Origin of the sequence: Flavobacterium sp. (genome assembly GCF_027484205.1) — a bacterium.
In the GTDB taxonomy this organism is placed as follows: Bacteria; Bacteroidota; Bacteroidia; order Flavobacteriales; family Flavobacteriaceae; genus Flavobacterium.
In genome coordinates this window covers 49,056-75,309 of record NZ_JAIXUB010000025.1, presented here as the reverse complement: position 1 = coordinate 75,309, position 26,254 = coordinate 49,056, and the positions used below count along the sequence as shown (strand labels likewise).

Genomic DNA, 26,254 nt, shown 5'->3' with positions numbered 1-26,254 from the left:
GCCGATTCATGAATTTGAGTCGGTTTTTTTTATTCTTAAAAAATAAATTAATGTTAAATTTTCGTAAGAAATTCCAACTTTTGATACTAAAGTAGTTATTTCGCAGTTATCTACAGAAACTAACCTAATTTTTATGTTGAAAACATTTTACTCCATCATTGCATTATTATTTTTTACCTTTTCATTTTCTCAAAAAACTAATTCGTTAAAAGGAAAGATTATAGACGAAACCACAAAACTTCCAATAGAATCTGCTACTGTTTATATTTCCTCAGCAAAAGATTCTGTAGTAATAGATTATACAATTTCTGATAAATTTGGAAAATTTGATTTTAAAATTAAAAATATTGCTAAACCTGTTTATTTAAAAATATCTTCCGTTGGTTTTGATGATTTTAAAATCAATTTGAATTCAATAGATTCAGATAAAGATTTTGGTACAGTATCTTTAAAGACTGCAATAAAAAATATTGATGAAGTCGTTATAAAAAGTGAAGCACCACCAATCAGAATTAAAAAAGATACACTTGAATTTAACGCATCATCTTTCAAAGTTAGACCTGATGCCAATGTAGAAACACTTTTAAAACAACTTCCTGGAGTTGAGATTGATGCCGATGGAAAAATTACTGTAAATGGTAAAGAAGTAAACCAAATTCTTGTAAATGGAAAGCCTTTTTTTGATAAAGATGGTAAAATTGCATTACAAAATTTACCTTCTGACATCATTAATAAAGTTCAAGTTTCAGATACTAAAACTACTAAAGAAGAAAAAACAGGTGCTGTTGCAAGTTCCAATAATGCGAGTATAAATCTGACCATTGATGAAAAGAAAAATAAAGGTTTTTTCGGGAAAATTATGGCTGGCGCAGGTACAAATGATCGTTATGAAAGTAGTGGTTTAGCTAACTATTTTAAAAATAAAACGAAAGTCAGCATTCTTGCTTCTTCAAATAATATCAACTCTACAGGTTTTTCAATGGATGAAATATTTGATAATATGGGTGGAGGAAGAAGTAGAAGTATGTGGGTAAATGGCGATGGCTCTTTTGGAATTAACGGAAGACGTTTTGGTGGAAATACAGGAATCACGCGTTCTAATATGGTTGGAATTAATTATTCTGATGAATGGAAAAAAGGTTTAGATGCTACTGGAAGCTATTTTTTCTCTAATACAAATTCTGAAAATGTAAACAGAACCAATCAAACTAATTTATTGCCATCAGGAAATTTCTCGACCAACTCTACTTCAAAAACAACCGATGAGCGTTTTGGACACAACATGACATTTGAATTAGAATATAAAATAGATTCTTTAACTTCAATTGTAATTGAACCAAGATATACTAAATCAACAGGAAAGTATAAAAGTGCATCATCGCAAGAGTCAAGAGATAATGTTGATGCTTTATTGAATGAAAGTACATCAAGTAATTTTAGTGATAGCGATTCTGATAATTTTGGAAATACATTAACTTTTACCAAAACATTCCGTAGAAAAGGAAGATTTTTAAGCGTATCATTTGAAAATGAAAATAATAAATCGCTCGATGAAACTACTACTAATTCAAACACCATTTTCTATCAAGGAACTGATCCAGATGATACCCGAAATCAGTTGGGAATTACGAAGAAAATCTCAGATAATTATTATTCAGAAATTGAATTTTCCGAACCCATTACGGATTCGCTACAAATTAAAGTTGGTACTGATGTCCGTTTTGATAAACAATTAGAGAGGATAAATACGTTTGATTATGATTCGGTTTCAGATGATTACTCAATTAATAATGATTTGCTTTCAACTTATACTACATCTTTTACAAAGACTTTGACACCAAAGGCAGGTTTTGATTGGAATAAAAGTAAATTTAATGTAAGAGCAAGTTTTGGGACGAGTATAGTGAAGTTTGATAATCACTCAGATTATGTTGGTGTTGCAACAGATTTGAATAAAGATTATTTAATGCCATATATCAGCTCCAGCATTAATTATAGATTTACAAAATCTAAAAACATTTGGATAAGTTATAATTATGAATTTGAAATGCCTTCTGCAAATCAGGTTTTACCTTTTGAAAATTTATCAAATCCATTAAATACATTTATTGGTAACCCAAATATTGATTTGAATAAATATCACAATGTGTATTTCAGTTATAGAAACTATGATTACGCAACTCGTTCTGGTTATGGAATTTATTCGGGTGGAAATTTTTACGAATCCCAAGTGGTTTCATCAACAACATTTGATGCTGATAGAAAAAGAACAACAACTTATCAAAATGTTACAGGAACAAACAATTATTGGTTTGGATTTTATATGAACAAGTCAATAAAAAAAGAAACTCATACCTATAAGTTTGGAGTTAATATTAATAATTGGGCAAATGTTTCAAAAGGATTTACAGATGGGCAATTGTATAGTGCTAAATCATTTAATTTTTCACCAAGATTTAATTTTACATATGAATATGGTGAATTATTTACTATAAACCCAACGTATAATTATACTTTAAGTAAAACCGATTTTACCAATTATGTAGTTAGTTCAGCATCAAATTTCACGCATAAATTTAATGTTCAAATAACTAATTATTGGCCAAAAAATTGGACTTTCGGTAACGACTTCGGATATACTTATAACTCAAACATTGCCGATGGATTTAAAAAAGATTTCTATTTGTGGAATACAAGTTTATCGTATAGTTTTTTCCAAAAGAAGTTAATCGCCAAGGTAAAGGTTTACGATATGTTAAATCAAAATTTAAGTTCAACAAGAACCATATCTGCAACCTCAATACGCGATGAAGAAAATATTGTTTTAAAACGTTATGCTATGTTTTCACTGACTTACAAAATTGAAAAATTTGGAGCCAAAGAAAAGAAACCAAGTAATAGATTTATGTGGTAAAAAACAAAACGCCTTTCAAATTTTGAAAGGCGTTTTTATTATATAAATTATTTGAATTTTGATTTTGTAAAAATGGATTTACCATCCACCACTTGCGCCACCGCCAGAAAATCCGCCACCGCCAAATCCGCCGCCAAATCCTCCAGAAGAACCACCACCAAATCCACCGCCACCAAAACTTCCACCACCAAATCCGCCACCTCTTCCCATTCGGCTTAAAATGATAATGTCAGCTAAATCTGGTCCGCCAAATCCACCACTGTTTCCGCCATTGTTTTTGTTTTTTGAGATAATAATTATGAGGATGATGAAAAAAACAATAAAAATTAGAATGGGTAGAAAACTACCTTTATCTGAATCTTTAATACGAGTGCCTTTATATTTTCCCTTTAATACTTGGAAAATTGCATCAGCACCTTTATTTAATCCATTGTAATAACTACCGTTCTTAAATTCGGGAGTTATTACATTTCTAATAATTTCTCCGCAAATTCCAGCTACTAATCGATCTTCAACACCATATCCTGGACGAATTGATATTTTTCTGTCATTTTTTGAAACTAAAATAATGACACCATTATCTTTATCTGCTTGACCAATTCCCCATGTATGCGCCCAATTTGTTGCTACAACTCCAACATCTTCATTTTTTAAATCATCAATTGTAATAACAACAATTTGTGTAGTTGTAGAATCGGAATATTTAATCAGTTTATCTTCTAATGAAGCTTTTTCAGATTCATTTAGAAGTTTTGCATAATCATAAACTGAAGTTTGAAAATCGGGTTTTGGAGGAATTGTAAATTGTCCAAATCCAAGTTGATGTAACAATAACAACGAAACAATCAACAAGAATTTTACTATTTTAAATACTAGTTGTATCATCCTTTTGATATTTCGTTAGAGAGTTCGTCTTTATCATCATCTTGGAAAGGAAAGTAATTTTTAAGTTGTTCACCAATGTTGAAAATTCCATTAACTAGAGCCAATTTATTTTCGCCATTTTTGAAATGATTAACCATAATATCCTTAGTGCAATTCCAAAAATCGTCCGCAACTTTTTGGTTTATTCCTGCATCACCATAAATGGCAAATTGTTTGCTCTTTACGGCAACGTAAATAATAACACCATTTCGTTGTTGGGTTTTATCCATTTTAAGTTCATGAAACACTTCCAATGCTCGCTCAATAGGAGCAATGGAAGTTTCTTTTTCTAAATGAACACGAATTTCGCCAGAAGTATTTTTTTCAGCCAATCGAATAGCTTCAACAACTTCTTCCTCTTCGGCTTTTGTTAAAAAATCTTCTACTTTTGACATTATTTTGTTTCCTCTTTTTTATCAAAATTGAATTCTACTTCAGGAGCTTTTTCAGCACCAGCAACTGCCTCAAAGAATGGTTTTTCTTTAAATCCGAACCAACCTGCAAAAATATTGTTAGGAAATACTTTCACGTGATTGTTATAAGGTTTAATTGCTTCATTGTAACGAGTTCTTGCAGTTAAAATTTGATTTTCAGTACTAGCTAATTCATCTTGTAATTTTAAGAAGTTTTCATTTGCTTTCAAGCTTGGATATTGTTCAACCGTTACCAATAATCTTGATAAAGCATTACTCATTCCACCTTGTACTTGATTGAATTGTGCTAATTGTTCAGGCGTAATATTTGTTGGGTCAATTGTTACAGATGTTGCTTTTGAACGAGCTTCAATTACTGCTGTTAAAGTTCCTTTTTCATACTCAGCAGCACCTTGAACCGTTTTAACTAAATTACCTATAAGGTCATTTCTTCTTTGATAAGAAGTTTGAACATTACCCCATGCTTCTTTAACATCTTGTTCAAGAGTTACTGCAGTATTGTTAATTCCTTTGAAGTAGCTGTATCCGATTAAGATTACACCAACCAAAATTATCCATGGCAAAAATTTTCTCATAATTTCTAATTGTTTTTAAGGTTTATTTTTTGTTTTTGTTTATTTATAAATATAGTTTAATTTCTTAAAATTCTTTTTCTTGCAGATACAACATAAACTAATCCTGCTATTGCACCTAAGGTAATAAAACCAACTTTCCACATAAATTTTTCAGAATCTGAAATGTTTCTTGATCGACTCACTTCAACAAATGCTGCTATTATAAAAATGATAAGTAAAATGATGCCTAGAGACAATAAAATTTCTGAATAATCATAGTGTAGAATTTTCATCACAGCACCAATTATTGAAAAAAATAAAGATGTTAAATAGCTAAGTGGAGCTAAATTTTTATTCATAGTTATAAATTATTTTTAATATTTGTAAGTTCTGCTTTTATTCCTTCTAATTTTGAAATAATATCAAATTTGTCTAAGGTTTTTTTCTGTCCTTCTTTCAAATGTGTTTTTGCTCCTTCTAATGTAAATCCTCTTTCTTTTACTAAATGATATATCAATTGCAAGTTTTTTACATCTTCTTGCGTGAACATTCGATTTCCTTTCGCATTTTTCTTTGGTTTTAGAATATCAAATTCTTTATCCCAAAAACGTATTAGTGATGCATTTACATCAAAAGCTTCGGCAATCTCACCAATACTAAAATATAATTTGTCTTTTGATAATTCTATGTGCATATTAATTTCTTTATTAAATTTTGAACACTAATCTAACGACTGGTTTTCTTGATTTGCAATTTTTGAAATGACTTTATATTCAGCAGCCGAAATATTTCCGTAATAAAAATTAATTGGATTTACTACTTTTCCATCTTTATGAACTTCATAGTGCAAATGTGGCGCCTGGCTTCTTCCTGTACTTCCTACTAAACCAATGATGTCACCTCGTTTTACTCGTTGTCCTGGTCGAACTTTATAACTGCTTAAGTGGCCATAAAGCGTTAAATATCCAAAACCATGATTAATTTCAATATGATTTCCGTAGCCAGAAAGTGAATTGTCAGCACTTTTAACAACTCCGTCACCTGTGGCATAAATTGGTGTTCCTGTTGAAGCAGTAAAATCCATTCCTTCGTGCATTTTTCTGGCTTTTGTAAATGGATCTGTTCTATAACCAAAACCTGATGCCATACGCTTTAAATCTTCATTCTTCACTGGCTGAATTGCCGGAATTGCACTCAATAACTTATCTTTTGCTCTTGCTAATTTTAATATCTCATCTAAAGATTTTGATTGAAAAGCTAATGCCTTTGAAATGCCATCAACTTTTTTTGTGGTATTAATAACCAATTCTGAATTATTAAATCCTTCTAATTCTTTATATCTGTTTTTATCAAAAATACCTCTTCTTTTTTCAGTTGAAATTGGTGCGTAATTAAAAAATGTTCGGTATAAATTGTTGTCTCTGTTTTCTAAATCGGAAGCAACTTCTTCTAAACTTTCTATTTTTTTATTCAAAATTGAATATTTTACTTTCAAATTTTCAATTTCTCTAGCTTGTAATTTGTCTTTTGGTGTTTTAAAATAAGGAATATTCATAAACATTACAAAACATAAAAAACCAAACAACGCCGATGCAATAAGGAATAACAAAGCATATCCAAATTTTTTTCTCTTTTGAGGTTTAATTTTTCGGTAGGCTAAATTTTCTGAATCGTAATAATACTTAACTTTCTTCGACATTTCTTAAATTATACTATTTTTGTAATCGTTTTAAGAATAACAATGGTTATACGAACAAATTTAAGAAATGTTTCAAACTATACTATTTTTTATTTTTAATTCTTCTCAAATAAGTTAATTAATTCTTCTAATCATGAGTGTAATTATAATAGAAGCTTCTTTTGATGCAACCAATGAAAAAATTTGGGATGCTATTACAAATTCAGACGCAATGAAGGTTTGGTATTTTGATATTTCAAATTTCAATTTGACTATTGGGAATAAATTTTCTTTTTATGAAGGAGAAAAAAAAGAATATCTCCATGAAGGTGAAGTTCTAAAAGTTGAAGAAAATAAATTATTTCAACATACATGGTTGCATCCAGAACAATCAAAAGGGAGTTCAATTGTAACATGGAAAATTGATGAAGTTGATGGAAAATCAAAGGTAACATTGACACACGAAGGTGTTGAAAGTTTTGCAGATGCCGGACCTAGTTTTACTATTGCCAATTATGAAATGGGTTGGAATGCTTTGGTTAAAACTAACTTGAGAAATTATCTATACAATATTAAAAAATTAGTTTTCACTAAAGAAATTAAAGCTTCTACAGAAACTGTTTGGGATAAAATGTGGGATAAAAATTCATATACTAAATGGACAACTCCTTTTTGTGCAGGAACTTATTACACAGGTGAAATTGAATTAGGAAGCAGAATTCATTTTATTGCGCCATCATTTGAAGGAATGTACAGCGACATTTTTTATCTTATTCCAAATAAATTGATCATATTTAAACACATTGGAAATTTAAAAGATTTAAAAGAACAACCAATTGATGCTGAATCTGAAAAATGGACAGGAAGTTTTGAAATATATAAATTGAATGAAGTTGAAGGAATTACAACCGTGACAGCCGAAATTGATTGTGTTCCAGAATATATTAATTACATGGAAGAAAAATTTCCATTAGCATTACAAGAATTAAAAAAAATATCAGAATAATAAATAAAAATAAAGAACTAATAGAAACTATGTTTTACTATCATAAAAGTGTAACTACTTTTAAAAAGAATCAAAAACTATGTTTCTGTGTTTAAAAAAATATCATAAGTACAATGAAATCACAAGACATTCGTAAAGCTTACCTCAATTTCTTTGAATCAAAAGGACATTTAATTGTTCCATCAGCACCAATTGTGCTAAAAGATGACCCAACCTTGATGTTCAACAACTCAGGAATGGCACAATTCAAAGAATACTTTTTAGGAAATGGAACTCCAAAAAGTCCAAGAATAGCCGATACACAAAAATGTCTTCGTGTTTCAGGAAAGCACAACGATTTAGAAGATGTAGGTTTTGATACTTATCATCACACGATGTTCGAAATGCTGGGAAACTGGTCGTTTGGCGATTATTTCAAAAAAGAAGCACTTGCTTGGGCTTGGGAATTTTTAACTGAAGTTTTAAAGTTAGATAAAGACCGTTTATATGTTTCTGTTTTTGAAGGAAATCCTGCAGAAAATGTTCCTTTTGACCAAGAAGCATTCGATATTTGGAAACAATATGTTCCAGAAGACCGAATTATTTTAGGAAATAAAAAAGACAACTTTTGGGAAATGGGCGATCAAGGTCCGTGTGGTCCATGTTCAGAAATTCATATCGATTTAAGAACCGATGCAGAGAGAACTGCCGTTTCAGGAAGAAATTTAGTAAATGCAGATCATCCGCAAGTAGTTGAAATTTGGAACAATGTCTTCATGGAATTCAACCGTAAAGCTGATGGTTCACTAGAAAAATTACCTGCTCAACATGTTGATACCGGAATGGGATTTGAGCGTTTGTGTATGGCTATGCAAAACGTAACTTCAAATTATGACACCGATGTTTTTACACCGCTAATTGAAAAAGTAGAACAAATTACAGGATTAAAATATACCTCAAATGATGTCTCACTGAGCGCAGTAGAGGTGTCAGAAGAACAAAATAAAACCAACATCGCAATTCGTGTAATTGTAGATCACGTTCGTGCTGTGGCTTTCGCTATTGCTGACGGACAATTACCATCAAATACTGGCGCAGGTTATGTAATTCGTAGAATTTTGCGTCGTGCCATTCGTTACGGATTTACATTTTTGAACACCAAAGAACCGTTTATCAATAAATTGGTAGAGGTTTTGGCGAATCAAATGGGTGAATTTTTCCCAGAAATAAAGTCGCAGCAACAATTGGTTACTAATGTAATTCGTGAAGAAGAAGCATCATTTTTGAGAACTTTAGATCAAGGGTTACAATTATTAGACAAGGTTGTTGCTGAAACTGACGGAAAAGAAGTTTCAGGTGCAAAAGTTTTCGAATTGTACGATACTTTTGGTTTTCCGAAAGATTTGACGGCTTTAATTTTAAAAGAAAAAGGATATTCATACGACGAAGAAGATTTCGAAGCAGAATTACAAAAACAAAAAGCGCGTTCTCGTGCAGCTTCAGAAGTTTCAACCGAAGATTGGTCAGTTTTAATTTCAGGAAATGTAGAAACTTTTGTAGGATATGACCAAACAGAGAATGACGTAAGAATCACCAGAATTCGTAAAGTAGATTCTAAAAAAGATGGAATTTTATATCAAATAGTTTTAGATAATACGCCATTTTATCCAGAAGGCGGAGGACAAGTTGGTGATAAAGGAACCTTAGTTTCTGCTAATGAAACGATTGATATTATTGACACAAAGAAAGAAAATAATTTAATATTACATTTTGCAAAACAACTTCCAGAGAATATTGAAGCTGGTTTTGTAGCAAAAGTAAACACTGATTTAAGAACGTCAACTTCTAAAAATCACTCGGCTACGCATTTAATGCATTTGGCATTGAGAACCATTTTAGGAACACATGTGGAGCAAAAAGGTTCGTTGGTAAATCCAAATTATTTACGTTTTGACTTTTCACATTTTTCTAAAGTTTCTGATGACGAATTACGTCAAGTAGAAGCAAGTGTAAATGCACAAATCGAAGCACAATTACGATTGATAGAACATAGAAATATTCCAATACAAGAAGCATTGGATAAAGGCGCAATGGCTTTGTTCGGAGAAAAATATGGTGATTCAGTAAGAATGATTGAATTTGGCAAAAGCAAAGAACTTTGTGGTGGAATTCACGTAAAAAACACGGCAGATATTTGGCATTTCAAAATAATTTCTGAAGGTGCTGTTGCTGCAGGAATTCGACGTATTGAGGCTATTACTGGTGATGCTGTGAAAGATTTCTACAAAAATCAAGAAAGTACTTTAGCAGAAATTAAAGAAACGTTGAAAAATCCTCAAGATATTTTAAAATCGGTTGCTACGTTACAAGATGATAATGCGAAGTTGAAAAAACAAATTGAGCAATTGTTAAAAGAAAAAGTAGACGGATTGAAAAATGCGTTAGTTGCAGAATTCCAAGAAATAAATGGAGTTAACTTTTTAGCTAAACAAGTAGATTTGTCAATAAGTTCAACTAAAGATTTAGCTCAGGCAATTGGGACTTCAAAATCAAATTCATTCGTATTTTTAGCTTCAATTGAAGATAATGCTCCAAATATTCATTGTTATATTTCAAAAGAATTAGTTGCTGAAAAAGGATTAAATGCAGGAAATGTAATTAGAGAATTAGGAAAATACATCGACGGAAATGGTGGTGGACAACCGTTCTTCGCATCAGGAAAAGGTAAAAATGTTTTAGGAATTAAAGAGGCTTTGGATAAAGCAGTTGAGTTTGTAAAATAACTATATTGATAATTTTATTTTTAAAACCTTACAATTTAAAGTGATTTTTAAATTGTAAGGTTTTTTTGTAAAAAATAACTATAAAAATTTTGTCACATAAAAAAAAGTAGTTTCTTTGCTGTAAAATTAACATAATCAATTTAAAATGAAAAAATTAGCTTTATTATTAAGTGTATTTGCACTTACATTTACTTCATGTTCTAGTGGTGGAGACGATTCATCAGAAACTACAGATCCAAATGCAGTTTTACCAAAAAAAGTCGTATCAGAAGATGCTGATGGAGAATTTACAGATAATTTCTTCTATAATGGAACTAAATTAACAAAAATTGAAAGCAGTGACGGACAAAAAAGTGTATTTACATATACAGGTGATTTAATCACAAAAGTGGAAACCTTTTATGATGGTGAATTAGATTTGACTGAGTTATATACTTATGATTCATCAGGAAGATTAATTAGTTACACCACAGATTATGCAGATTTCTTTAGTAATCAAGAAACATATGTTCACAATGCAAATGGAACGATTTCTTTTACAAGGACTGAAGATGGAGAAGTATATTCAACTGGAGTTTTCACAATGGTAGGAAATGATATTTTAAATGTTGTTTCTAATTATGATTTTGGATTTGGACCAGTTACAACAACAAATACATACACTTATGATAACAAGTTTACACCATTTAAAAATATTACTGGCTATAAGTGGTATGCATTTGCAGGTTCAGAAAATGTTGGATCTGGTTTTGATCATAATGTTTTGACATTTACTGATTCAGAAACATCTTCTAATAATGTTTCATCAACATACACATACAATGCATTGAATTTTCCTGTATCAAATACTTACACTGAAGGTAGTCAAACATACATAGAAACAGTTACTTATAATTAATTTTATAAATAGCATCAATAGAAAACTCAAAACTAATTTAAGTTTTGAGTTTTTTTATGTCTTTTAGAATTATTTTCTTTCCCCAATCTGTTGACGCCACATTGCATAATACAAACCTTTTTCTTCTAGCAACGCTTCATGTTTTCCTTGTTCGATGATTTTTCCTTGTTCTAATACGAAAATTTTATCGGCATGCATTACGGTTGATAATCGGTGTGCAATTAATACCGTAATTCTATTTTGGTCGGATATATTTCTGATGGTGGCGTTAATTTCTTCTTCAGTAATCGAATCTAATGCAGAAGTGGCTTCATCAAAAATTAATAAATTTGGGTTTCTCAAAATAGCTCTTGCAATTGATAAACGTTGTTTTTCACCGCCAGAAACTTTAATTCCGCCTTCGCCAATAGTTGAATTTAATCCATCTTCGGCACGTTCTAATAATCGGTCGCAACTTGCTTTATGCAATACTTCAAGTAATTCTTCGTCGGTTGCTGATGGTTTTACAAACAATAAGTTTTCACGAATAGTTCCACTAAATAATTGCGCATCTTGAGTTACAAAGCCGAGCTGTTTTCTCAAATCCAATAAATCAATTTCTTTAGAATCGATTTCGTTGTATTTTACATGTCCTTTTTCTGGCGGATATAATCCAACTAAAAGTTTGACCAATGTGGTTTTTCCTGCTCCAGAAGGACCAACGAATGCAACTGTTTCGCCTTGTTTTATATCAAAAGTTATATTCTCTACCGCATTATGTTTCGCTGATTTATGTTTGAAACTCACATCGGAAAATTGTAATGCTTTAATTGCGCCAACATCTTTAGCATTTTTTGGACGGTATTCTTTTGGAGCATTCAATAATTCTTTGAAGTTTTCCATGGAAACTTTGGTTTCATTTAATGCAATAATAAACGTACCTAACTCTTGTAATGGACCAAAAATGAAGAAGGTAAAAAAGACCATGGTCAATAAATCTCCAACAATAATTTCGCCTCCAAACAAGAAATAATACAATGTAAAAACGACGCAAGTTCTTAAAAAATGTACTGTTGTGCCTTGAATAAAACTCAAACTTCTAATGAAACGGATTTTTTGTAATTCTAATTGAAGAATTTTAAACGTGTTTAAGTTGAGTCGTTTTTCTTCTTGATAGGTTAATCCCAAACTTTTTACCAATTCTATATTTCGTAAACTTTCTGTAGTAGAACCTGCTAAAGCATTGGTTTGAGTAACAATTTTTCTAGAAACGACTTTTATTTTTTTACCTAAATACGAACTAATGATTGCTATAATTGGAGCTGTAAGTAGAAAAATAAATGAAATTCTATAGTCAATTCTGGAAACATAAATGATTACAAATATAAATCCAATAATTGTTTGAAATATCAGCGAAATAGAAAGTGTAATTAGTTTTTCAGAATCAGAACGTACTTTGGTTAATTTGCTTAATGTTTCACCACTTCGTTGATCTTCAAATTGTTCGTAAGGTAAATCGAGTGATTTTTTAATTCCGTCAGTGTACATTTCAGCTCCAGTTCGCTGAATTACTATATTGGTAAAATAATCTTGAAAATTTTTAGTTATTCTAGAAATCATTGCCGCGCCAAGTGATAATCCGAGCCAAAATGCAACCGATTTAATAAAACCAATTTCGTTTCCTTTGTATTTTTCAATTCCAACACCACAATCTTGCATCAATTTACCCGTAATAACCGAATCAGACAAGCTAAAGCAAATGTTTATTGCCGCCATTAATAAGGCAAAAAAGAGTAAAAGTTTATGTTTTTTTAAGTAGGAATAAAGTAGTTTCATGAAGTTTTATTTTTTTACAAAAGTAGAGAATAAAAAAATCAAGATTGTTTTTTTTGATTGTATAATTTCATCTAAGTTACAAGGTTAAATAATCATTTTGTATTTTTGTAAAATATTTTTATAAAATGAACTTCACCACAAAAATACCCATTCAAAAGTCAAATTTTCCAATAGATTATAATTCTAAAATTATTTCTATTGGTTCCTGTTTTGCCTCAACTATGGCGGAGAAGTTTGACTATTTTAAGTTTCAAAATTCTGTCAATCCTTTTGGGATTATTTTCAATCCGGTATCAATTGAAAATTTAATAAATCGAGCGGTAAATAAAATTGAGTTTACTGAGAATGATATTTTTTTTCACAATGAGCATTGGCATTGTTTTGAAACTCATTCTGTTTTAAGTACTACTTCAAATGAGGTATTACTTCAGAATCTTAATACAATTTTAGACAATTTTAGAAATCAAATCACTGAAGCCTCACATTTTATTATTACTTACGGAACTTCATGGGTTTATCGACTTAGACAAGCGCAATCTCACAGAATTTGTATTGTAGCAAACTGCCATAAAGTGCCTCAAAATCAATTTGAAAAAGAAATTCTACCTATTGAAGTTATCGAAAAATCCATTCAAAATAGTATAGATTTAATTCATTCAATAAATCCAAATTGTAAATTCATTTTTACCATTTCACCAGTTCGACATATCAAAGATGGCTTTGTAGAAAACCAGAGAAGCAAAGCACATTTGATAACTGCATTACAAAAAGTTGTCACACTGAGCTTGTCGAAGTGCAACTACTTTCCTAGTTACGAAATCCTGTTGGACGAACTTCGCGATTATCGTTTTTATGCCGAAGATATGTTACATCCTTCTCAAACGGCAATTGATTATATTTGGATAAAATTCTTTGAAAATTATGTTTCCGAAACGGAGTTCAAAACAATGAATCAAGTTTGTGAGATCCAACGTGCTTTAAAACACAGACCTTTTAATCCAGATTCAGAAAGTCATCAAAAATTCTTAACTAATCTCAGTAAGAAAATTTCTGATTTAAAAGAAAAATTACCACTTATTAATTTCTAAAATAAAAATACGATTTTCTTCGTATTGAGTTCCGTATTTAATTCATTCAATTTTGTCTTATAACTTTAAAACAAAAAACAATGAAAAAATTAAACAAGTTTGGATTCATTTTATTTCTTGCAGTTACCTCAATTTTATCTTCATGTAGTAGTGATGATAGCGATGGTGGTAGCGGTGGATTTAGCGGACCAAGCACAGGAACTTTTGTGAAAGCAAAAATTGGAAGCACAAATTTATTAGCAGAAGGCGATTATGCAAATGGCGGTTATAATTCTGGAAATTTAGTTTTGCAAGGTTTTTCTACAACAACAGGTAAATCGGTTAATATTCAATTGTATGCAATTGACGGAAGTTTAGAAGTAGGAACGTATGCAATGGATTTGTCAAATAACGAGGATAATTATGTAGGAAGTTTATCATTGATTGATGTAGATATTAATTCCATGTCAACAAAAACATATAACTCTTCTTTTTGTGATGATTCTAATGGGACTTTAGAAATTACATTCATTGATGCCACAAAAATTGAAGGAACTTTTAGCTTTAAAGGTAAGGAATTACTTGAATCAGAAGATTGTTCAGGTGGAACAAAAAATGTTACCAATGGTTCATTTAGATTAGAAATAGGTAGTTAAAAATAGTAGTTTTTAGGTTGAAAAGGGCTATCTTTTTTGAGATAGCCTTTTTTGTTTTCATTGGATTTTATTTCATAAATTTGAAAACTTTCAATATAAAAATATGACACAACAAACTCCACAAAAAGTTGGCTTTTTTGGCGCTTTATCAGAATTTAGAAAATGGGCAGTTTTAATTCTAATAGGTTTAGTATTGTTTTTTGGGTATAAATTTTTTACCACTAAAAGTGAAACCTCATCGATTGAATATGATACAAATTTAATTCAACAACAAATAAAGAATGTAGGAAAGCTCGTTGTAACAGAAGGACATTTTGCCGAAGTGCTAACATACAAAGATAGAAAAGAAACCTATATTCCAGGATTGAGTTTTGACAAAAAAGCTTTAGTTGTTATTAATGCCGATGTTACTGTAGGTTTTGATTTAAGCAAAGTAAAATATGATGTTGATGCTAAAAATAAAACAGTAACAATTTTAACAATTCCTGAAGAGGAAATAAAAATTAGTCCAGATATTAAATATTACAATACTGAATCTTCAACTTTTAATGAGTTTACAGGTGATGACTATAACAAAATCAACAAGATTGCAAAAGAAAATCTTAAAAAGAAAATAGATAAATCTACTTTGAAGTCAAATGCTAAAAATAGATTAGTAAGTGAGTTATCTAAAATTTTAATTCTAACAAGTTCTATGGGTTGGACTTTAAAATACGAAGGTGAAATTGTAAATAATAATCAAGAGTTTCAGGCAAAAATTAAATCATAAATACGCATTTATACGTATTGTTTTTTCAAAGTCATTAGGTCAAATTTGTAATTGATTTAATGACTTTTTTTATGATTTATATTTTAATATCAATAATAATTCTGTTGCTTTTTTTTGTGATTTATTTGTTTGTAAACAATGCTTCAATACGAGAAGAACACCAGAATAACATGGAAAAATTAGAGCAAATAATTGCGTCTCTAAATTCTAAACATCAATTGCTGAATAATCAAGTTTTAATTTCGGATGATTATAAGTCAAATTATTCTAATGATATGAAAGCTCTTGGTGATGAGGTTGTTGAATTGCAAAAAGTTTTTATTGAAATTATTTCCAATGGGAATTATAATTAACTTTATACAATATAAATAAAAACTTTATGATAAAAAGAATACTTGTTTTATTGTTTATAGTCTTGTTTTCGTGTCAAAAAGAAGATACAAATCGGCAAGAATCAAAAGCGTTTACTAAAAATCAAAAGCAAATTATTGAATGGTTTAGGATTGCAAAATCTTTACGAAACAAAAAGCACTTTCTTATAAAAAACTATGCCGATAGTATACAATCATTGATTAAAAATGAATCTAATGATTTTAAAGCTACTGCTAAAATTGCTTATGGCATTTATTATAATTCAATCAATAACGACAGTTTGTCTTTTAAAAATTTTAATGCTTCATTTAATTTATTGAAAGATTCTAAAGTTGATAGTTTAAAAATTTCAACTTTTGCGGGTTTAGGGAATTATTACAAGCACACAGGTCAATATGAAAAGTCATTAAAAAATCTTTTGAATGCTTTAAAATTATCTGAAAAGCTTAAAGACTCACTTATGATTGGCGGAATTTATGCAAATTTAGGTCAATTATATCTTCAAAAAGAAGAAATGAAATTAGCAAAACAGCATTTAATATTAGCAGTAAATTATTTAGAAAATTACAAATTAAATCCACATTATTTAGTTGCAATTCACACAATGGCAAATTTGCAAGGTATGAATGGAAATTTGAAGGAAGCATTAAAGATTGATGAAGAAGGGTTGAAAATTTGTGAGAAAATTAAGTCAGATAATTTAAAAGCTACATTTCTTGATAATAAAGCAAATTGTTTCATGTTTTCCAATCAACTGGATAGTGCAAAATACTATTTCAATGAATGTTTAAAATTAGATTTATTGAGTAAAAATGAAAAACAAATTTCAGATTCTTATGCAAATCTTGCGCAATTAGCTATTTTTTGTAATAATGATGCTGAGGTATTAAATTTTGCCAATAAGAGTATTGAAATTGCCAAAAATGTAAATTATAATCCAGGCATAGCAAAAAGCTATAATTTGTTAGTTGATTTTTATAAAAATAAAGGAAATTATAAAAGCGCTTTAGAATATTCTAACAAATATCAATCGGTATATAAAAGCTTGATCAATGAGAGAAAAGAAGTAGCAGCAGCTGAGTTTAAAACTATTTATGAAACAGAAAAAAAAGAGAAAGAGCTTTTAATTTCTAAAACAAAAATTGCAGAAAGCGAACTTCAAATCAAAAAGAAAAACACTCAATTTCAAATCCTATCATTGATTTCATTAGCATTAATTACAATTGGATACTTAATATATCGTCAACAAAAACTTAAAAATAAGCAACAAGAACAGGAGTTTCAATTAAAATCAGCAATTAAAGAAATAGAAAACCAAAATCAATTACACGAACAACGACTCTCTATTTCAAGAGATTTACACGATAATATTGGAGCTCAATTGACTTTTGTGATTTCATCGGTCGATAATTTAAAATTTGGAAATAAAATAACCGATACTAAAATCAATAATCAACTAACAAAAATTAGTGATTTTACAAAAGCTACAATTATTGAACTTCGTGATACAATTTGGGCAATGAATAAAGACGAATTTTCTTTTGAAGATTTACGTTCTAGGATTTTTAATTTCATTGAAAAGGCAAAAATTGCTAAAGAAGATATTGATTTTGAATTTAAAATTGACGAGCAATTATCAGAAATTAAACTTTCATCTTTCATTGGTATTAATATATATAGAACAATTCAAGAGGCAATAAACAATTCTATTAAATATTCAAACGGAAATAAAATTTATGTTGATGTAAAAAAAATGAACAACAAAATCCAAATAGAAATTCAAGACAACGGAAAAGGATTCGATATAGAAAATATAGATTTTGGTAATGGATTGCGTAATATGAAAAAAAGAATAGAAGAAATTGATGGTGAATTTGAAGTTAATTCTATAGTAGAAAAAGGAACAAGAATATCAATTTTTATTTAATTTATTATGAAAAGAATAGTACTTATAATTTTCATTTTATTTTCAGTTTTAGGGTTTTCACAAAATGCCCAAGATTTAATAAACAAATTAAAAAACGACTTAAATAATAATCCCGATCAAAAACAAAGAGCTACAATATACTCCGATTTGACTTGGTATTATTCCAATATTTCTACAGATTCTGCACTTGTCTATGGAAAAAAAGCAATTACTGAATCAACAAAACTTAAAGATTCTGTTTTGTTGTCTCAAGTTTACAGTGATTTGGGTATTGTATATTTTAGAAGAGCCGATTATGAGTCTTCAAAAGAAAATTATTTAAAAGGATATCAAATTAGAAAATTAAGAAATGATAAAATGGGTATGGCTAAAATCGCAGCTAATTTGGCCAACATATATAATAAAGAAAACAAAAAAACATTAGCATTAAAATCTTATTTAGAATCAGTTGATTTTTTTCAAAAAACCAATAATCTTGAAGCTGCAGCAATAACAAATGCAAATATCGGTTCCTTATTTATGGATTTGAAAAACTATAATAAATCGATGACCTACACCAAGAAAGCCATTGAATATCAAGAACTCAACAATCAGGATGCCGGTTTGTCAACTTCCTATTTAACTATGGGCAACATTTATCTAAGCTTGAAAGACACAATTAATGCTTTAAAATTTTATAAAAAAAGTACTATTTCTTCAAAAAAATCAGGTAATAATGTGGCGTTATCAAGTGCTTTAAATAATATTTCAAACATTAAAATTAGCCAAAATAAACAAGAAGAAGCATCTAAATTAATAGAAAAGTCTGGAGCTTTAATAGAAAAACTAAATCCTAATTCTGACCAAACTGGTTTGCTTTTAAATACGGTTACGCAAGATATTTCCAAAGGCAATTTTGAAAAAGCAAAACAAACACTTTATAAGTTGAAAACACAGTATTCTAAAAATGAAACTTTTAGAACTAAATTGTCGCAAACTTATTTATACTTGAGTCAAGTGCACGCTTATACAAATGCTCCCGACAGTGTTAACTATTACATCAACTCATCAATGAAATTACAAGATGAAATAATTGAAAAAACTGTGCAAACTCAAACAAACGAATTTGAATCAAAATACCAATCTGCCAAAAAAGAAAAACTTTTACTTGAAAAAGAGATTGAAGTAAAAAACACTAGAAATAAATTAATAGCTGTTTCATCATTAGCTTTATTTATCGGTTTAATAGGATTTTTAATTTACCGCCAACAAAAATTAAAAAACAAACAACAAGAACAAGAATTTCAATTAAAATCAGCAATTGCTCAAATTGAAACTCAAAACCAACTTCATGAACAGCGACTTTCAATTTCAAGAGATTTGCACGATAACATTGGAGCACAATTAACATTTGTTATTTCGTCGGTAGATAATTTGAAGTATGGAAATCAAATATCAGATAGCAAAATCGTAAATCAACTTACTAAAATTAGCGATTTCACCAAGTCCACAATTATTGATCTTAGAGATACAATATGGGCAATGAACAACAACGAATTTACATTTGAAGATTTGCGATCCAGAATTTTTAATTTCATAGAAAAAGCAAAATCTGCCAAAGAAAATATTGATTTCAAATTCAATGTTGATGAATCTTTACAGGATTTAAAATTTTCTTCCTTGATAGGAATAAATCTTTACAGAACCATTCAAGAATCAGTAAATAACGCCATTAAATATGCTGATGCAAATGAAATAGTAGTTGAGGTAAAAAATGTTTCTAATAAAATCCAAATAGAAGTTCTAGATAACGGAAAAGGATTTGATATAGAAAACACTGACTTCGGAAATGGGTTATATAATATGAAAAAACGAATTGAAGAAATTGAAGGAACCTTTGAAATCAATTCACTGCTTGATAAAGGGACAAAAATAAGATTTGAAATTCCAAAAAACACGTAATTATGATAAAAATAGCCATAGTAGATGATAATACTTTTCTTCAAAAAGCAATCCAAGAAAAATTACTTTTTTTTAAAGACATAGAAGTAAAATTTAAAGCAAATCATGGTCAAGATTTATTAGAAAAACTTGAAAAAAGTCATAATATTGATTTGATTCTAATGGATATCGAAATGCCAATGATGAATGGTATTGAAGCTACAGAAGCAGTAAAAAATAAATATCCACAAATCAAGATCATTATGCTAACCGTTTTTGATAATGATGAGAACATTTTCAAATCAATAAAAGCTGGTGCAGATGGTTATTTTCTTAAAGAGGTAAGCCCACAAGACTTATATAATGCCATTGTTGAAACTTTAAATGGAGGCGCAGCAATGACGCCTTCAATAGCATTAAAAACTTTAAAATTATTGCGTGAACCAATGGTTTTTGAAAATTGCGAACCATGTGAAGAAATCAATCTAACCAACAGAGAAGTAGAAGTCTTAGAACAATTAAGTAAAGGATTGAAATACAATGCCATTGCAGATAATTTATTTCTATCTGTTGGAACAATTCGTAAGCATGTTGAGAATATTTATAATAAATTGAAAGTTCACAATAAATTAGAAGCAATTCAAAAAGCAAAAAGCAATAAATTGATATAAATATTTGATATTCATATTATTAAATTTTTAAAAATACGCATTTTAGCGTATTTTTTTATGCTTTGTTGTAAGCTAAGTTTGCCTTATAACTTTTAACAATCAATACGATGAAATCAAAAAATTATTTTACTAAAATTGCTTCGGCACTATTTTTTTTATTTGCTTTTAATGCTAATGCAAATAATGTAGAAATTACAGGAACATCAGTTTCTGGAAATGATATTACTTTTAATATTTCTTGGGAAAACAGTTGGAATGCCAATGTTGCTCCTGCTAATTGGGATGCTGTTTGGGTATTCGTAAAATTTCAAGATTGTAACACACGTTTGTGGGCACATACTAGTTTAAGTACAGTAGCCGGAGATCACTCAGCAGCTTCTCCTTTGCAAGTTGATCCAGTTGCCGATGGTAAAGGTGTTTTTATCAGAAGAAGTGCTCTTGGTGGCGGAAATATTTCTGCAACATCAATAACATTAAGAATGACTGGTCTTGGTGCTGGTCCATATAATTTCAAAGTTTTCGGTATCGAAATGGTAAATGTTCCTCAAGGAAATTTTGAAATTGGTGATGGCACAAGTGTTTCAACTTTCAATAGTATAAACGTAACAGCAACTTCTCAATCAGGCGGAATTACATCTGCTGCAATTGGTGGTGGTGGACCAACAGTTCCTGCAACATTTCCAATGGGTTATAACTCGTTTTATTGTATGAAATATGAAATCTCTCAATTACAATATGTTGAATTTTTAAACTCATTGACTTTTTCACAACAACAAACAAGAATTGCAAGTGATCCAACATCTGTTGCAGGAACTTATGCGACTTTTGGAAGTTATGCATACAGAAATGGAATCGTAATTGAAACACCTGGAAACAATGCGGCTATTCCGGCAGTATTTGGATGTGATGCAACAAATGGTGTAGTAAATAATGTGAATGATGGGCAAAGTGGTGCAATGAACAATTTATCATGGGCAGATGTTGCAGCTTATTTAGATTGGTCTGCATTAAGACCAATGACTGAATTAGAATTTGAAAAAGTATGTCGTGGCACAATGCCAAGAGTTGCTGGAGAGTATCCTTGGGGTGATACCAATATTAATGCATTTTTTAGTTATACTGTTTTAAACGGATTACAACCAACAGAAGTTGCTAATGCAGTTGTAAACGGAAGATGTGCTTATGGAGTAGGGACAAGTAGTAGTATTTATGGACCATTAAAAGTTGGTGTTTTTGCAACTGCTACATCTGGTAGATCATCTGCTGGTGCTTCTTATTATGGAGCAATGGAAATGGGAGGAAATGTGGTTGAAAGAACAGTTACAGTAGCAAATGCATCTGGAGTTGCTTTTAATGGAACATTAGGTGATGGAACTTTAACAGCAATTGGAAATGCTAATCAGGCTACATGGCCTTCAATTTCAACAGCAACAGGAATTGGTCAAAGAGGTGGAGAATATGTAAGTCCTTCTACTTATGTTAGAACATCTGATAGAACATTTGCAGGTTCAACTGATGCAGCAAGAAGTTACACTTATGGAGGAAGAGGAGTAAGATAGTAATCCAATTTGATTTGCAAGTGATTTTTTGCTTGTAATACAATGAATTATAATAATTTAAAAAAATCAAATTAGATGAAAACAACAAAAATATATTTAGTTGTTTGCTTAACATTTATTTTGACACAGTTTAACGCTTTTGCTCAATACAACGGAGGAAACTCTAACGGTTCTACAGCAAATGAGTTAAGTAACACAAGTTGTACAATTCCAGCGCATTTTTATGCTTATTTTGGAGGAAATAACGATGGTTCAAGTGTTGAAGAGTTAAGCACAACTTCCTGTGGAACTGCAGCTTTTCAGTTTGCCTATATGGGTGGAACTTCAGATGGTGCAGCTACAGAAGAGCTAAGTTCTACGGTATGTGGCATTCCGCCATCTTTCTTCGCTTATATGGGAGGAAATAATGATGGTGCAGGCGTAGAAACTTTCGAGGCGAATGTTTGTGCATTCCCACCGCAGTTCTATGCATATTTTGGTGGTAACGGAGATGGTTTTACATTAGATAAAACAGCTCCAATTTGTCCAACAGAACCACCAGTAGCAAGTTTTACAGCTTCGCTTACCGAAATTTGTGTTGGACAAACGGTGACATTTACAGATACTTCAACCAACATTCCATCAGCTTGGACATGGACTTTTGAAGGAGGAACTTCAGCTACATCAACTATTCAAAATCCAGTAATTACTTACAATACTCCAGGAGTTTATGATGTAACTTTAATGGCTGCAAATTATAATGGAACAAATACCGTAGTTGCAACAGACCAAATAATAGTTTATGCTTATCCAATAATTACTTCAACAACTCCAGTCAGTAGATGTGATTCAGGAACTCTAACTTTACAAGCGTCAACAAATGTTGGAACTTTAAATTGGTATGATGCAGCAACTGGTGGAACTTTAGTTGGAACTGGAACAAGTTTTACAACACCAAGTTTATCTTCAACTACAACTTATTATGTTGAATCATTAAATGGAGTTTGTTCTTCGTCAAGAAGTGCTGTAGTGGCAACAGTAAATACTACACCAACTATAACATCAACAACGCCAGCAACACGATGCGGTTCAGGATCTGTTACAATTTCTGCAACAGCAAGTGCAGGAACAATTTTGTGGTATGATGCTTCAACAGCAGGAACATTACTTGCTTCAGGAACTAGTTTTTCGCCAAATGTGGCTATAACTACAACTTATTATGTTGAAACAACTTTAAATGGTTGTACTTCGCCAAGAATAGCGGTGGTTGTAACAGTAAATACTACACCAACAATAACAGGAACAACTCCAGCAAGTAGATGTGATGCAGGAACTGTTACGTTACAAGCAACAGCTTCAAGTGGAACGTTAAATTGGTATGATGCACCAACAGCTGGAAATTTAGTTGGAACTGGAACAAGTTTTACAACTCCAAGCATTTCGGTTTCTACAACTTATTACGTAGAAGCATCAAATGGAAGTTGTACTTCTGCAAGAACTGCAGTCACAGCAACAGTGAATGTTACACCAAGTATAACATCGACAACTCCAGGAAGTAGATGTGATTCGGGTAGCATTACTCTTTTTGCTTCCGCAAATGCTGGAACGTTAAATTGGTACAATGCGCCAAGTGGTGGAACATTAGTTGGAACTGGAACAAGTTTTACAACACCAAGTATTTCTACAACTACAACTTATTATGTTGAAGCAGTTAATGGATCTTGTACTTCTGTGAGAACATCGGTTGTAGCAACCGTAAACGCAAGTCCAACAATAACAGGAACAACTCCAGCAAGTATTTGTAGTGGCGATTCGTTTAATATATCAGCTGTAGCAAGTTCAGGAACAATTAACTGGTATAATTTACCAACTGGTGGAACTTTATTAGCAACAGGAAGTAATTATTCATTGTCAAGTTTGAGTGTTACAACAATTTTTTATGCTCAAGCAATTGACGGAAGTTGTTCATCTGTAAGAACTCCTGTAGAGGTTACAGTTACAAATAGACCAACAAATACATCCTCAGTGCCAGCTTCAAGATGCGGAAATGGTTCAGTAACTTTATCGGCAACTTTCTCATCTGGAACTGTAAACTGGTATGATGCACCAGTTGGTGGAACTTTAGTTGGAACAGGTTCTAATTTTACAACGCCAAGTTTATCTGCAACCACTTCGTATTATGCAGAAGCGACTAACGGAGTTTGTACTTCATTGGTGAGAACATCGGTTACGGCAACAATTAATGAAATTCCAGCAATAACTTCAACAACACCAGCAAGTAGATGTGGCGATGGAAGTGTAATACTACAAGCAACAGCAAGTATCGGAACTATTAATTGGTACAATGCTCCAACAGGTGGGACATTAGTTGCCACAGGTGGAAGTTTTACCACTCCAGTTTTAGGCACAACAACAATTTATTATGTTGAAGTTGTAAATGGTGGATGTAATTCGGCGAGAACTGCTGTAAACGCAACTGTATTTGCAGTAGCAACAATCACTTCAACAACACCAGCGAGCAGATGTGATGCAGGTAGTTTAACACTAAATGCAACTTCAAATGTTGGGACATTGAGTTGGTATGATGCACCGTCTGGAGGAACTTTGTTAGGTTCTGGAACAAGTTTTATAACGCCTAATATTTCAACAACAACAACTTATTATGTTGAGGCAAATAATGGAGTTTGTACTACTTCTAGAGTTGCAGTAACTGCTACAATAAATCCAACAGCAGCGCCAACAGGTTTTGCAAATCAAACTTTTTGCGCGGGAGAAACAGTTGGATTAATTTCGGTTACAGGTTCAAATATTGTTTGGTATGATGCTCCGTCAAGCGGAAATGTCATCCCATCAGGTACAACTTTAGTTTCGGGAACAACTTACTATGCATCTCAAACAGTTACCGGTTGCGAAAGCCCAACAAGATTAGCTGTTACGATGACTTTAGGTGGATGTTTAGGAAATGAAGAGTTCGTAATAAATTCAATTAAATTATTTCCAAATCCAGTAGTTGATTTTGTAACGATTATTTCAACTGATATAATGTCTAAAATTGAAATAATTAATATGTTAGGTCAAACAGTTTCTTCACAAACTATAAAAGAAGTTGAAACAAATATTGATATGACAAGATATTCCTCAGGTTCCTATATTATTAGGGTATTTGTAGAAGATAAAATTAAAACTTTCAAAGTAATTAAAAAGTAAGTAGTTTTTTATAGTTAAGTTTTTTGAAACCATCTCGTTAATTCGGGATGGTTTTTTTATTTTCCAAAAATTAAAAAAACTACAATTTATTTTCCAAGCTACTCCATCCGCCACCATTCATTGCATCAATTCCATTATTTTTCAAAATAGATGTTGCTTGAGCACTTCGCATACCACTTGCGCAACAAGCAATCACAGGTTTGTTCATTTTTTTTATACTTTCAATTTGATTTCCAAGAGTATTCAACGGAATATTTTTCGCACCTTTAATATGACCACCTTGAAATTCTCCAGGTGTTCTAACGTCAATAATAACAGCACCTTTGTCCACAAATTCTTTAATACTTTCCGATTTCCCACCAAAACCTAACATACTTAATAATCCCATAATTGTTTTTTTTAATAGTTTGTCACCCTAGTTTATGCAGATCGAAGTCGAAGCACAGTCGAAGGGCTTTAATTTATTATTAGATTTTTTGAAACTTAACAACACGACAAAACTAATCTAATCTCAAACACAAATTTGTAACAAAAGTTACCCAACTAAAAATATTCTATATATTTGACACCAATGAAGATTACCGATAGAAAAACCGAAATTATAAACGTAGCTGCACGACTTTTTAAAGAAAAAGGATACAGTGCTGTAACCATGCGTGACATTGCTCAAGCTATGGATATCAAAGCAGCAAGTTTATACAATCACATCAAATCCAAGCAAGAAATTTTAGTTTTAATCATCATCGAAATCGCCGAAGAATTTACTTCCGTAATAGATGAAATTCTTGCTTCTAGTGATACAACTATTCAAAAAATCGAACGAGTTATTCAACTTCACATCGACATTACATTAAGAAATTCCGATGCTCTAGCTTGCCTAAACAACGATTGGATGCACCTGACCGATGATGATTTAATTTATTTCATCAAAATGAGAAACGACTACGAAGAAAGTTTCCGACAAATAATCAAAGCTGGAATCGCTAATGGCGAGATAAAAAACCTAAACATCGAAGTTATAATTTTCTCAACGCTATCAACATTAAGAACACTTTATATTTGGTACGGTAAGAAAAAGAATATAAAGCCTGAAGTCCTAAAAGCAACTATGATTCAAGTACTTCTTAACGGAATTATTTAAT

The 26,254-nt window shown here is 30.9% G+C and carries 22 protein-coding genes; 14 read left to right on the top strand and 8 right to left on the bottom strand.

The genetic code is table 11. The features are described 5' to 3' along the window. Window positions 1-133 precede the first annotated feature (133 nt). A complete protein-coding gene (locus tag Q0049_RS12835; RefSeq protein WP_298120423.1) occupies window positions 134-2,914 on the top strand; it encodes an outer membrane beta-barrel protein in 2,781 nt (926 codons plus the stop codon). A 78-nt stretch (window positions 2,915-2,992) separates the two neighbouring features. Here the strand turns inward: Q0049_RS12835 and Q0049_RS12830 are convergent, their stop codons facing one another. Genes Q0049_RS12830 through Q0049_RS12805 form a run of 6 tightly spaced genes read right to left on the bottom strand, consistent with a single transcriptional unit; the run spans window position 2,993 to window position 6,525 of the window. Beyond that, the gene (locus Q0049_RS12830; RefSeq protein ID WP_298120420.1) at window positions 2,993-3,799 is read right to left on the bottom strand and encodes a YgcG family protein; all 807 of its coding nucleotides are present in this window, start codon (window positions 3,797-3,799) and stop codon (window positions 2,993-2,995) included. Next, a complete protein-coding gene (locus Q0049_RS12825) occupies window positions 3,796-4,233 on the bottom strand; it encodes a TPM domain-containing protein (RefSeq protein ID WP_298120419.1) in 438 nt (145 codons plus the stop codon). Before Q0049_RS12825 ends, Q0049_RS12830 begins: the two co-directional genes overlap by 4 nt. Continuing rightward, the gene (locus tag Q0049_RS12820; RefSeq protein ID WP_298120418.1) at window positions 4,233-4,847 is read right to left on the bottom strand and encodes a LemA family protein; all 615 of its coding nucleotides are present in this window, start codon (window positions 4,845-4,847) and stop codon (window positions 4,233-4,235) included. Before Q0049_RS12820 ends, Q0049_RS12825 begins: the two co-directional genes overlap by 1 nt. A gap of 56 nt (window positions 4,848-4,903) precedes the next feature. Further along, the gene (locus Q0049_RS12815; RefSeq protein ID WP_298120416.1) at window positions 4,904-5,185 is read right to left on the bottom strand and encodes a hypothetical protein; all 282 of its coding nucleotides are present in this window, start codon (window positions 5,183-5,185) and stop codon (window positions 4,904-4,906) included. A 2-nt stretch (window positions 5,186-5,187) separates the two neighbouring features. Continuing rightward, window positions 5,188-5,520: a MerR family transcriptional regulator gene (locus Q0049_RS12810; RefSeq protein ID WP_298120414.1), complete on the bottom strand. Its 333-nt coding sequence runs from the start codon at window positions 5,518-5,520 to the stop codon at window positions 5,188-5,190. Between the two features lie 27 nt (window positions 5,521-5,547). Continuing rightward, window positions 5,548-6,525, bottom strand: a complete 978-nt coding sequence (locus Q0049_RS12805; RefSeq protein WP_298120412.1) for a M23 family metallopeptidase — start codon at window positions 6,523-6,525, stop codon at window positions 5,548-5,550. A gap of 133 nt (window positions 6,526-6,658) precedes the next feature. Here Q0049_RS12805 and Q0049_RS12800 point away from each other — a divergent pair, with 133 nt between their 5' ends. From Q0049_RS12800 to Q0049_RS12790, 3 genes are all read left to right on the top strand, one after another. Beyond that, entirely contained in the window at window positions 6,659-7,510 is an 852-nt protein-coding gene (locus tag Q0049_RS12800; protein ID WP_298120410.1) for an SRPBCC family protein, read from the top strand. Window positions 7,511-7,623: 113 nt separating this feature from the next. Further along, window positions 7,624-10,272, top strand: a complete 2,649-nt coding sequence (alaS, locus tag Q0049_RS12795; RefSeq protein ID WP_298120408.1) for an alanine--tRNA ligase — start codon at window positions 7,624-7,626, stop codon at window positions 10,270-10,272. Window positions 10,273-10,417: 145 nt separating this feature from the next. After that, window positions 10,418-11,170 carry a hypothetical protein gene (locus tag Q0049_RS12790; protein ID WP_298120406.1) on the top strand — a complete coding sequence of 251 codons (753 nt, stop codon included), beginning with the start codon at window positions 10,418-10,420 and terminating at the stop codon, window positions 11,168-11,170. Window positions 11,171-11,239: 69 nt separating this feature from the next. Here Q0049_RS12790 and Q0049_RS12785 read toward each other — a convergent pair whose 3' ends face one another. Then, the gene (locus Q0049_RS12785; protein ID WP_298120405.1) at window positions 11,240-12,985 is read right to left on the bottom strand and encodes an ABC transporter ATP-binding protein; all 1,746 of its coding nucleotides are present in this window, start codon (window positions 12,983-12,985) and stop codon (window positions 11,240-11,242) included. Window positions 12,986-13,110: 125 nt separating this feature from the next. Here Q0049_RS12785 and Q0049_RS12780 point away from each other — a divergent pair, with 125 nt between their 5' ends. The 9 genes from Q0049_RS12780 (at window position 13,111) to Q0049_RS12740 (ending at window position 25,112) form a co-directional block, all read left to right on the top strand. Continuing rightward, a complete protein-coding gene (locus Q0049_RS12780) occupies window positions 13,111-14,073 on the top strand; it encodes a GSCFA domain-containing protein (protein ID WP_298120401.1) in 963 nt (320 codons plus the stop codon). Between the two features lie 80 nt (window positions 14,074-14,153). Beyond that, window positions 14,154-14,708 carry a hypothetical protein gene (locus Q0049_RS12775; RefSeq protein ID WP_298120399.1) on the top strand — a complete coding sequence of 185 codons (555 nt, stop codon included), beginning with the start codon at window positions 14,154-14,156 and terminating at the stop codon, window positions 14,706-14,708. 103 nt (window positions 14,709-14,811) lie between these two features. Then, window positions 14,812-15,477 carry a DUF4230 domain-containing protein gene (locus tag Q0049_RS12770; RefSeq protein ID WP_298120397.1) on the top strand — a complete coding sequence of 222 codons (666 nt, stop codon included), beginning with the start codon at window positions 14,812-14,814 and terminating at the stop codon, window positions 15,475-15,477. Between the two features lie 170 nt (window positions 15,478-15,647). Then, window positions 15,648-15,830, top strand: coding sequence for a hypothetical protein (locus tag Q0049_RS12765; RefSeq protein ID WP_298120395.1), 183 nt, complete (start codon window positions 15,648-15,650; stop codon window positions 15,828-15,830). Window positions 15,831-15,856: 26 nt separating this feature from the next. Beyond that, window positions 15,857-17,776: an ATP-binding protein gene (locus Q0049_RS12760; RefSeq protein ID WP_298120393.1), complete on the top strand. Its 1,920-nt coding sequence runs from the start codon at window positions 15,857-15,859 to the stop codon at window positions 17,774-17,776. Window positions 17,777-17,782: 6 nt separating this feature from the next. Beyond that, window positions 17,783-19,717, top strand: coding sequence for a sensor histidine kinase (locus tag Q0049_RS12755; RefSeq protein ID WP_298120390.1), 1,935 nt, complete (start codon window positions 17,783-17,785; stop codon window positions 19,715-19,717). Next, entirely contained in the window at window positions 19,717-20,367 is a 651-nt protein-coding gene (locus Q0049_RS12750; RefSeq protein ID WP_298120921.1) for a response regulator transcription factor, read from the top strand. Before Q0049_RS12755 ends, Q0049_RS12750 begins: the two co-directional genes overlap by 1 nt. Window positions 20,368-20,474: 107 nt before the next feature. Further along, entirely contained in the window at window positions 20,475-21,926 is a 1,452-nt protein-coding gene (locus Q0049_RS12745; RefSeq protein WP_298120387.1) for an SUMF1/EgtB/PvdO family nonheme iron enzyme, read from the top strand. A gap of 75 nt (window positions 21,927-22,001) precedes the next feature. Next, the gene (locus Q0049_RS12740; RefSeq protein WP_298120386.1) at window positions 22,002-25,112 is read left to right on the top strand and encodes a T9SS type A sorting domain-containing protein; all 3,111 of its coding nucleotides are present in this window, start codon (window positions 22,002-22,004) and stop codon (window positions 25,110-25,112) included. A 79-nt stretch (window positions 25,113-25,191) separates the two neighbouring features. Here Q0049_RS12740 and Q0049_RS12735 read toward each other — a convergent pair whose 3' ends face one another. After that, entirely contained in the window at window positions 25,192-25,500 is a 309-nt protein-coding gene (locus Q0049_RS12735) for a rhodanese-like domain-containing protein (protein WP_298120384.1), read from the bottom strand. Between the two features lie 183 nt (window positions 25,501-25,683). On the opposite strand from Q0049_RS12735, the gene Q0049_RS12730 reads away from it, so the two are divergent. Beyond that, the gene (locus Q0049_RS12730; protein WP_298120383.1) at window positions 25,684-26,253 is read left to right on the top strand and encodes a TetR/AcrR family transcriptional regulator; all 570 of its coding nucleotides are present in this window, start codon (window positions 25,684-25,686) and stop codon (window positions 26,251-26,253) included. Window position 26,254 lies beyond the last annotated feature (1 nt).

Coding starts and splice junctions, on each gene's coding strand:
- Q0049_RS12835 (WP_298120423.1), top strand. CDS start 134: ATGTTGAAAACATTTTACTCCATCATTGCATTATTATTTTTTACCTTT.
- Q0049_RS12830 (WP_298120420.1), bottom strand. CDS start 3,799: ATGATACAACTAGTATTTAAAATAGTAAAATTCTTGTTGATTGTTTCG.
- Q0049_RS12825 (WP_298120419.1), bottom strand. CDS start 4,233: ATGTCAAAAGTAGAAGATTTTTTAACAAAAGCCGAAGAGGAAGAAGTT.
- Q0049_RS12820 (WP_298120418.1), bottom strand. CDS start 4,847: ATGAGAAAATTTTTGCCATGGATAATTTTGGTTGGTGTAATCTTAATC.
- Q0049_RS12815 (WP_298120416.1), bottom strand. CDS start 5,185: ATGAATAAAAATTTAGCTCCACTTAGCTATTTAACATCTTTATTTTTT.
- Q0049_RS12810 (WP_298120414.1), bottom strand. CDS start 5,520: ATGCACATAGAATTATCAAAAGACAAATTATATTTTAGTATTGGTGAG.
- Q0049_RS12805 (WP_298120412.1), bottom strand. CDS start 6,525: ATGTCGAAGAAAGTTAAGTATTATTACGATTCAGAAAATTTAGCCTAC.
- Q0049_RS12800 (WP_298120410.1), top strand. CDS start 6,659: ATGAGTGTAATTATAATAGAAGCTTCTTTTGATGCAACCAATGAAAAA.
- alaS (WP_298120408.1), top strand. CDS start 7,624: ATGAAATCACAAGACATTCGTAAAGCTTACCTCAATTTCTTTGAATCA.
- Q0049_RS12790 (WP_298120406.1), top strand. CDS start 10,418: ATGAAAAAATTAGCTTTATTATTAAGTGTATTTGCACTTACATTTACT.
- Q0049_RS12785 (WP_298120405.1), bottom strand. CDS start 12,985: ATGAAACTACTTTATTCCTACTTAAAAAAACATAAACTTTTACTCTTT.
- Q0049_RS12780 (WP_298120401.1), top strand. CDS start 13,111: ATGAACTTCACCACAAAAATACCCATTCAAAAGTCAAATTTTCCAATA.
- Q0049_RS12775 (WP_298120399.1), top strand. CDS start 14,154: ATGAAAAAATTAAACAAGTTTGGATTCATTTTATTTCTTGCAGTTACC.
- Q0049_RS12770 (WP_298120397.1), top strand. CDS start 14,812: ATGACACAACAAACTCCACAAAAAGTTGGCTTTTTTGGCGCTTTATCA.
- Q0049_RS12765 (WP_298120395.1), top strand. CDS start 15,648: ATGGAAAAATTAGAGCAAATAATTGCGTCTCTAAATTCTAAACATCAA.
- Q0049_RS12760 (WP_298120393.1), top strand. CDS start 15,857: ATGATAAAAAGAATACTTGTTTTATTGTTTATAGTCTTGTTTTCGTGT.
- Q0049_RS12755 (WP_298120390.1), top strand. CDS start 17,783: ATGAAAAGAATAGTACTTATAATTTTCATTTTATTTTCAGTTTTAGGG.
- Q0049_RS12745 (WP_298120387.1), top strand. CDS start 20,475: ATGAAATCAAAAAATTATTTTACTAAAATTGCTTCGGCACTATTTTTT.
- Q0049_RS12740 (WP_298120386.1), top strand. CDS start 22,002: ATGAAAACAACAAAAATATATTTAGTTGTTTGCTTAACATTTATTTTG.
- Q0049_RS12735 (WP_298120384.1), bottom strand. CDS start 25,500: ATGGGATTATTAAGTATGTTAGGTTTTGGTGGGAAATCGGAAAGTATT.
- Q0049_RS12730 (WP_298120383.1), top strand. CDS start 25,684: ATGAAGATTACCGATAGAAAAACCGAAATTATAAACGTAGCTGCACGA.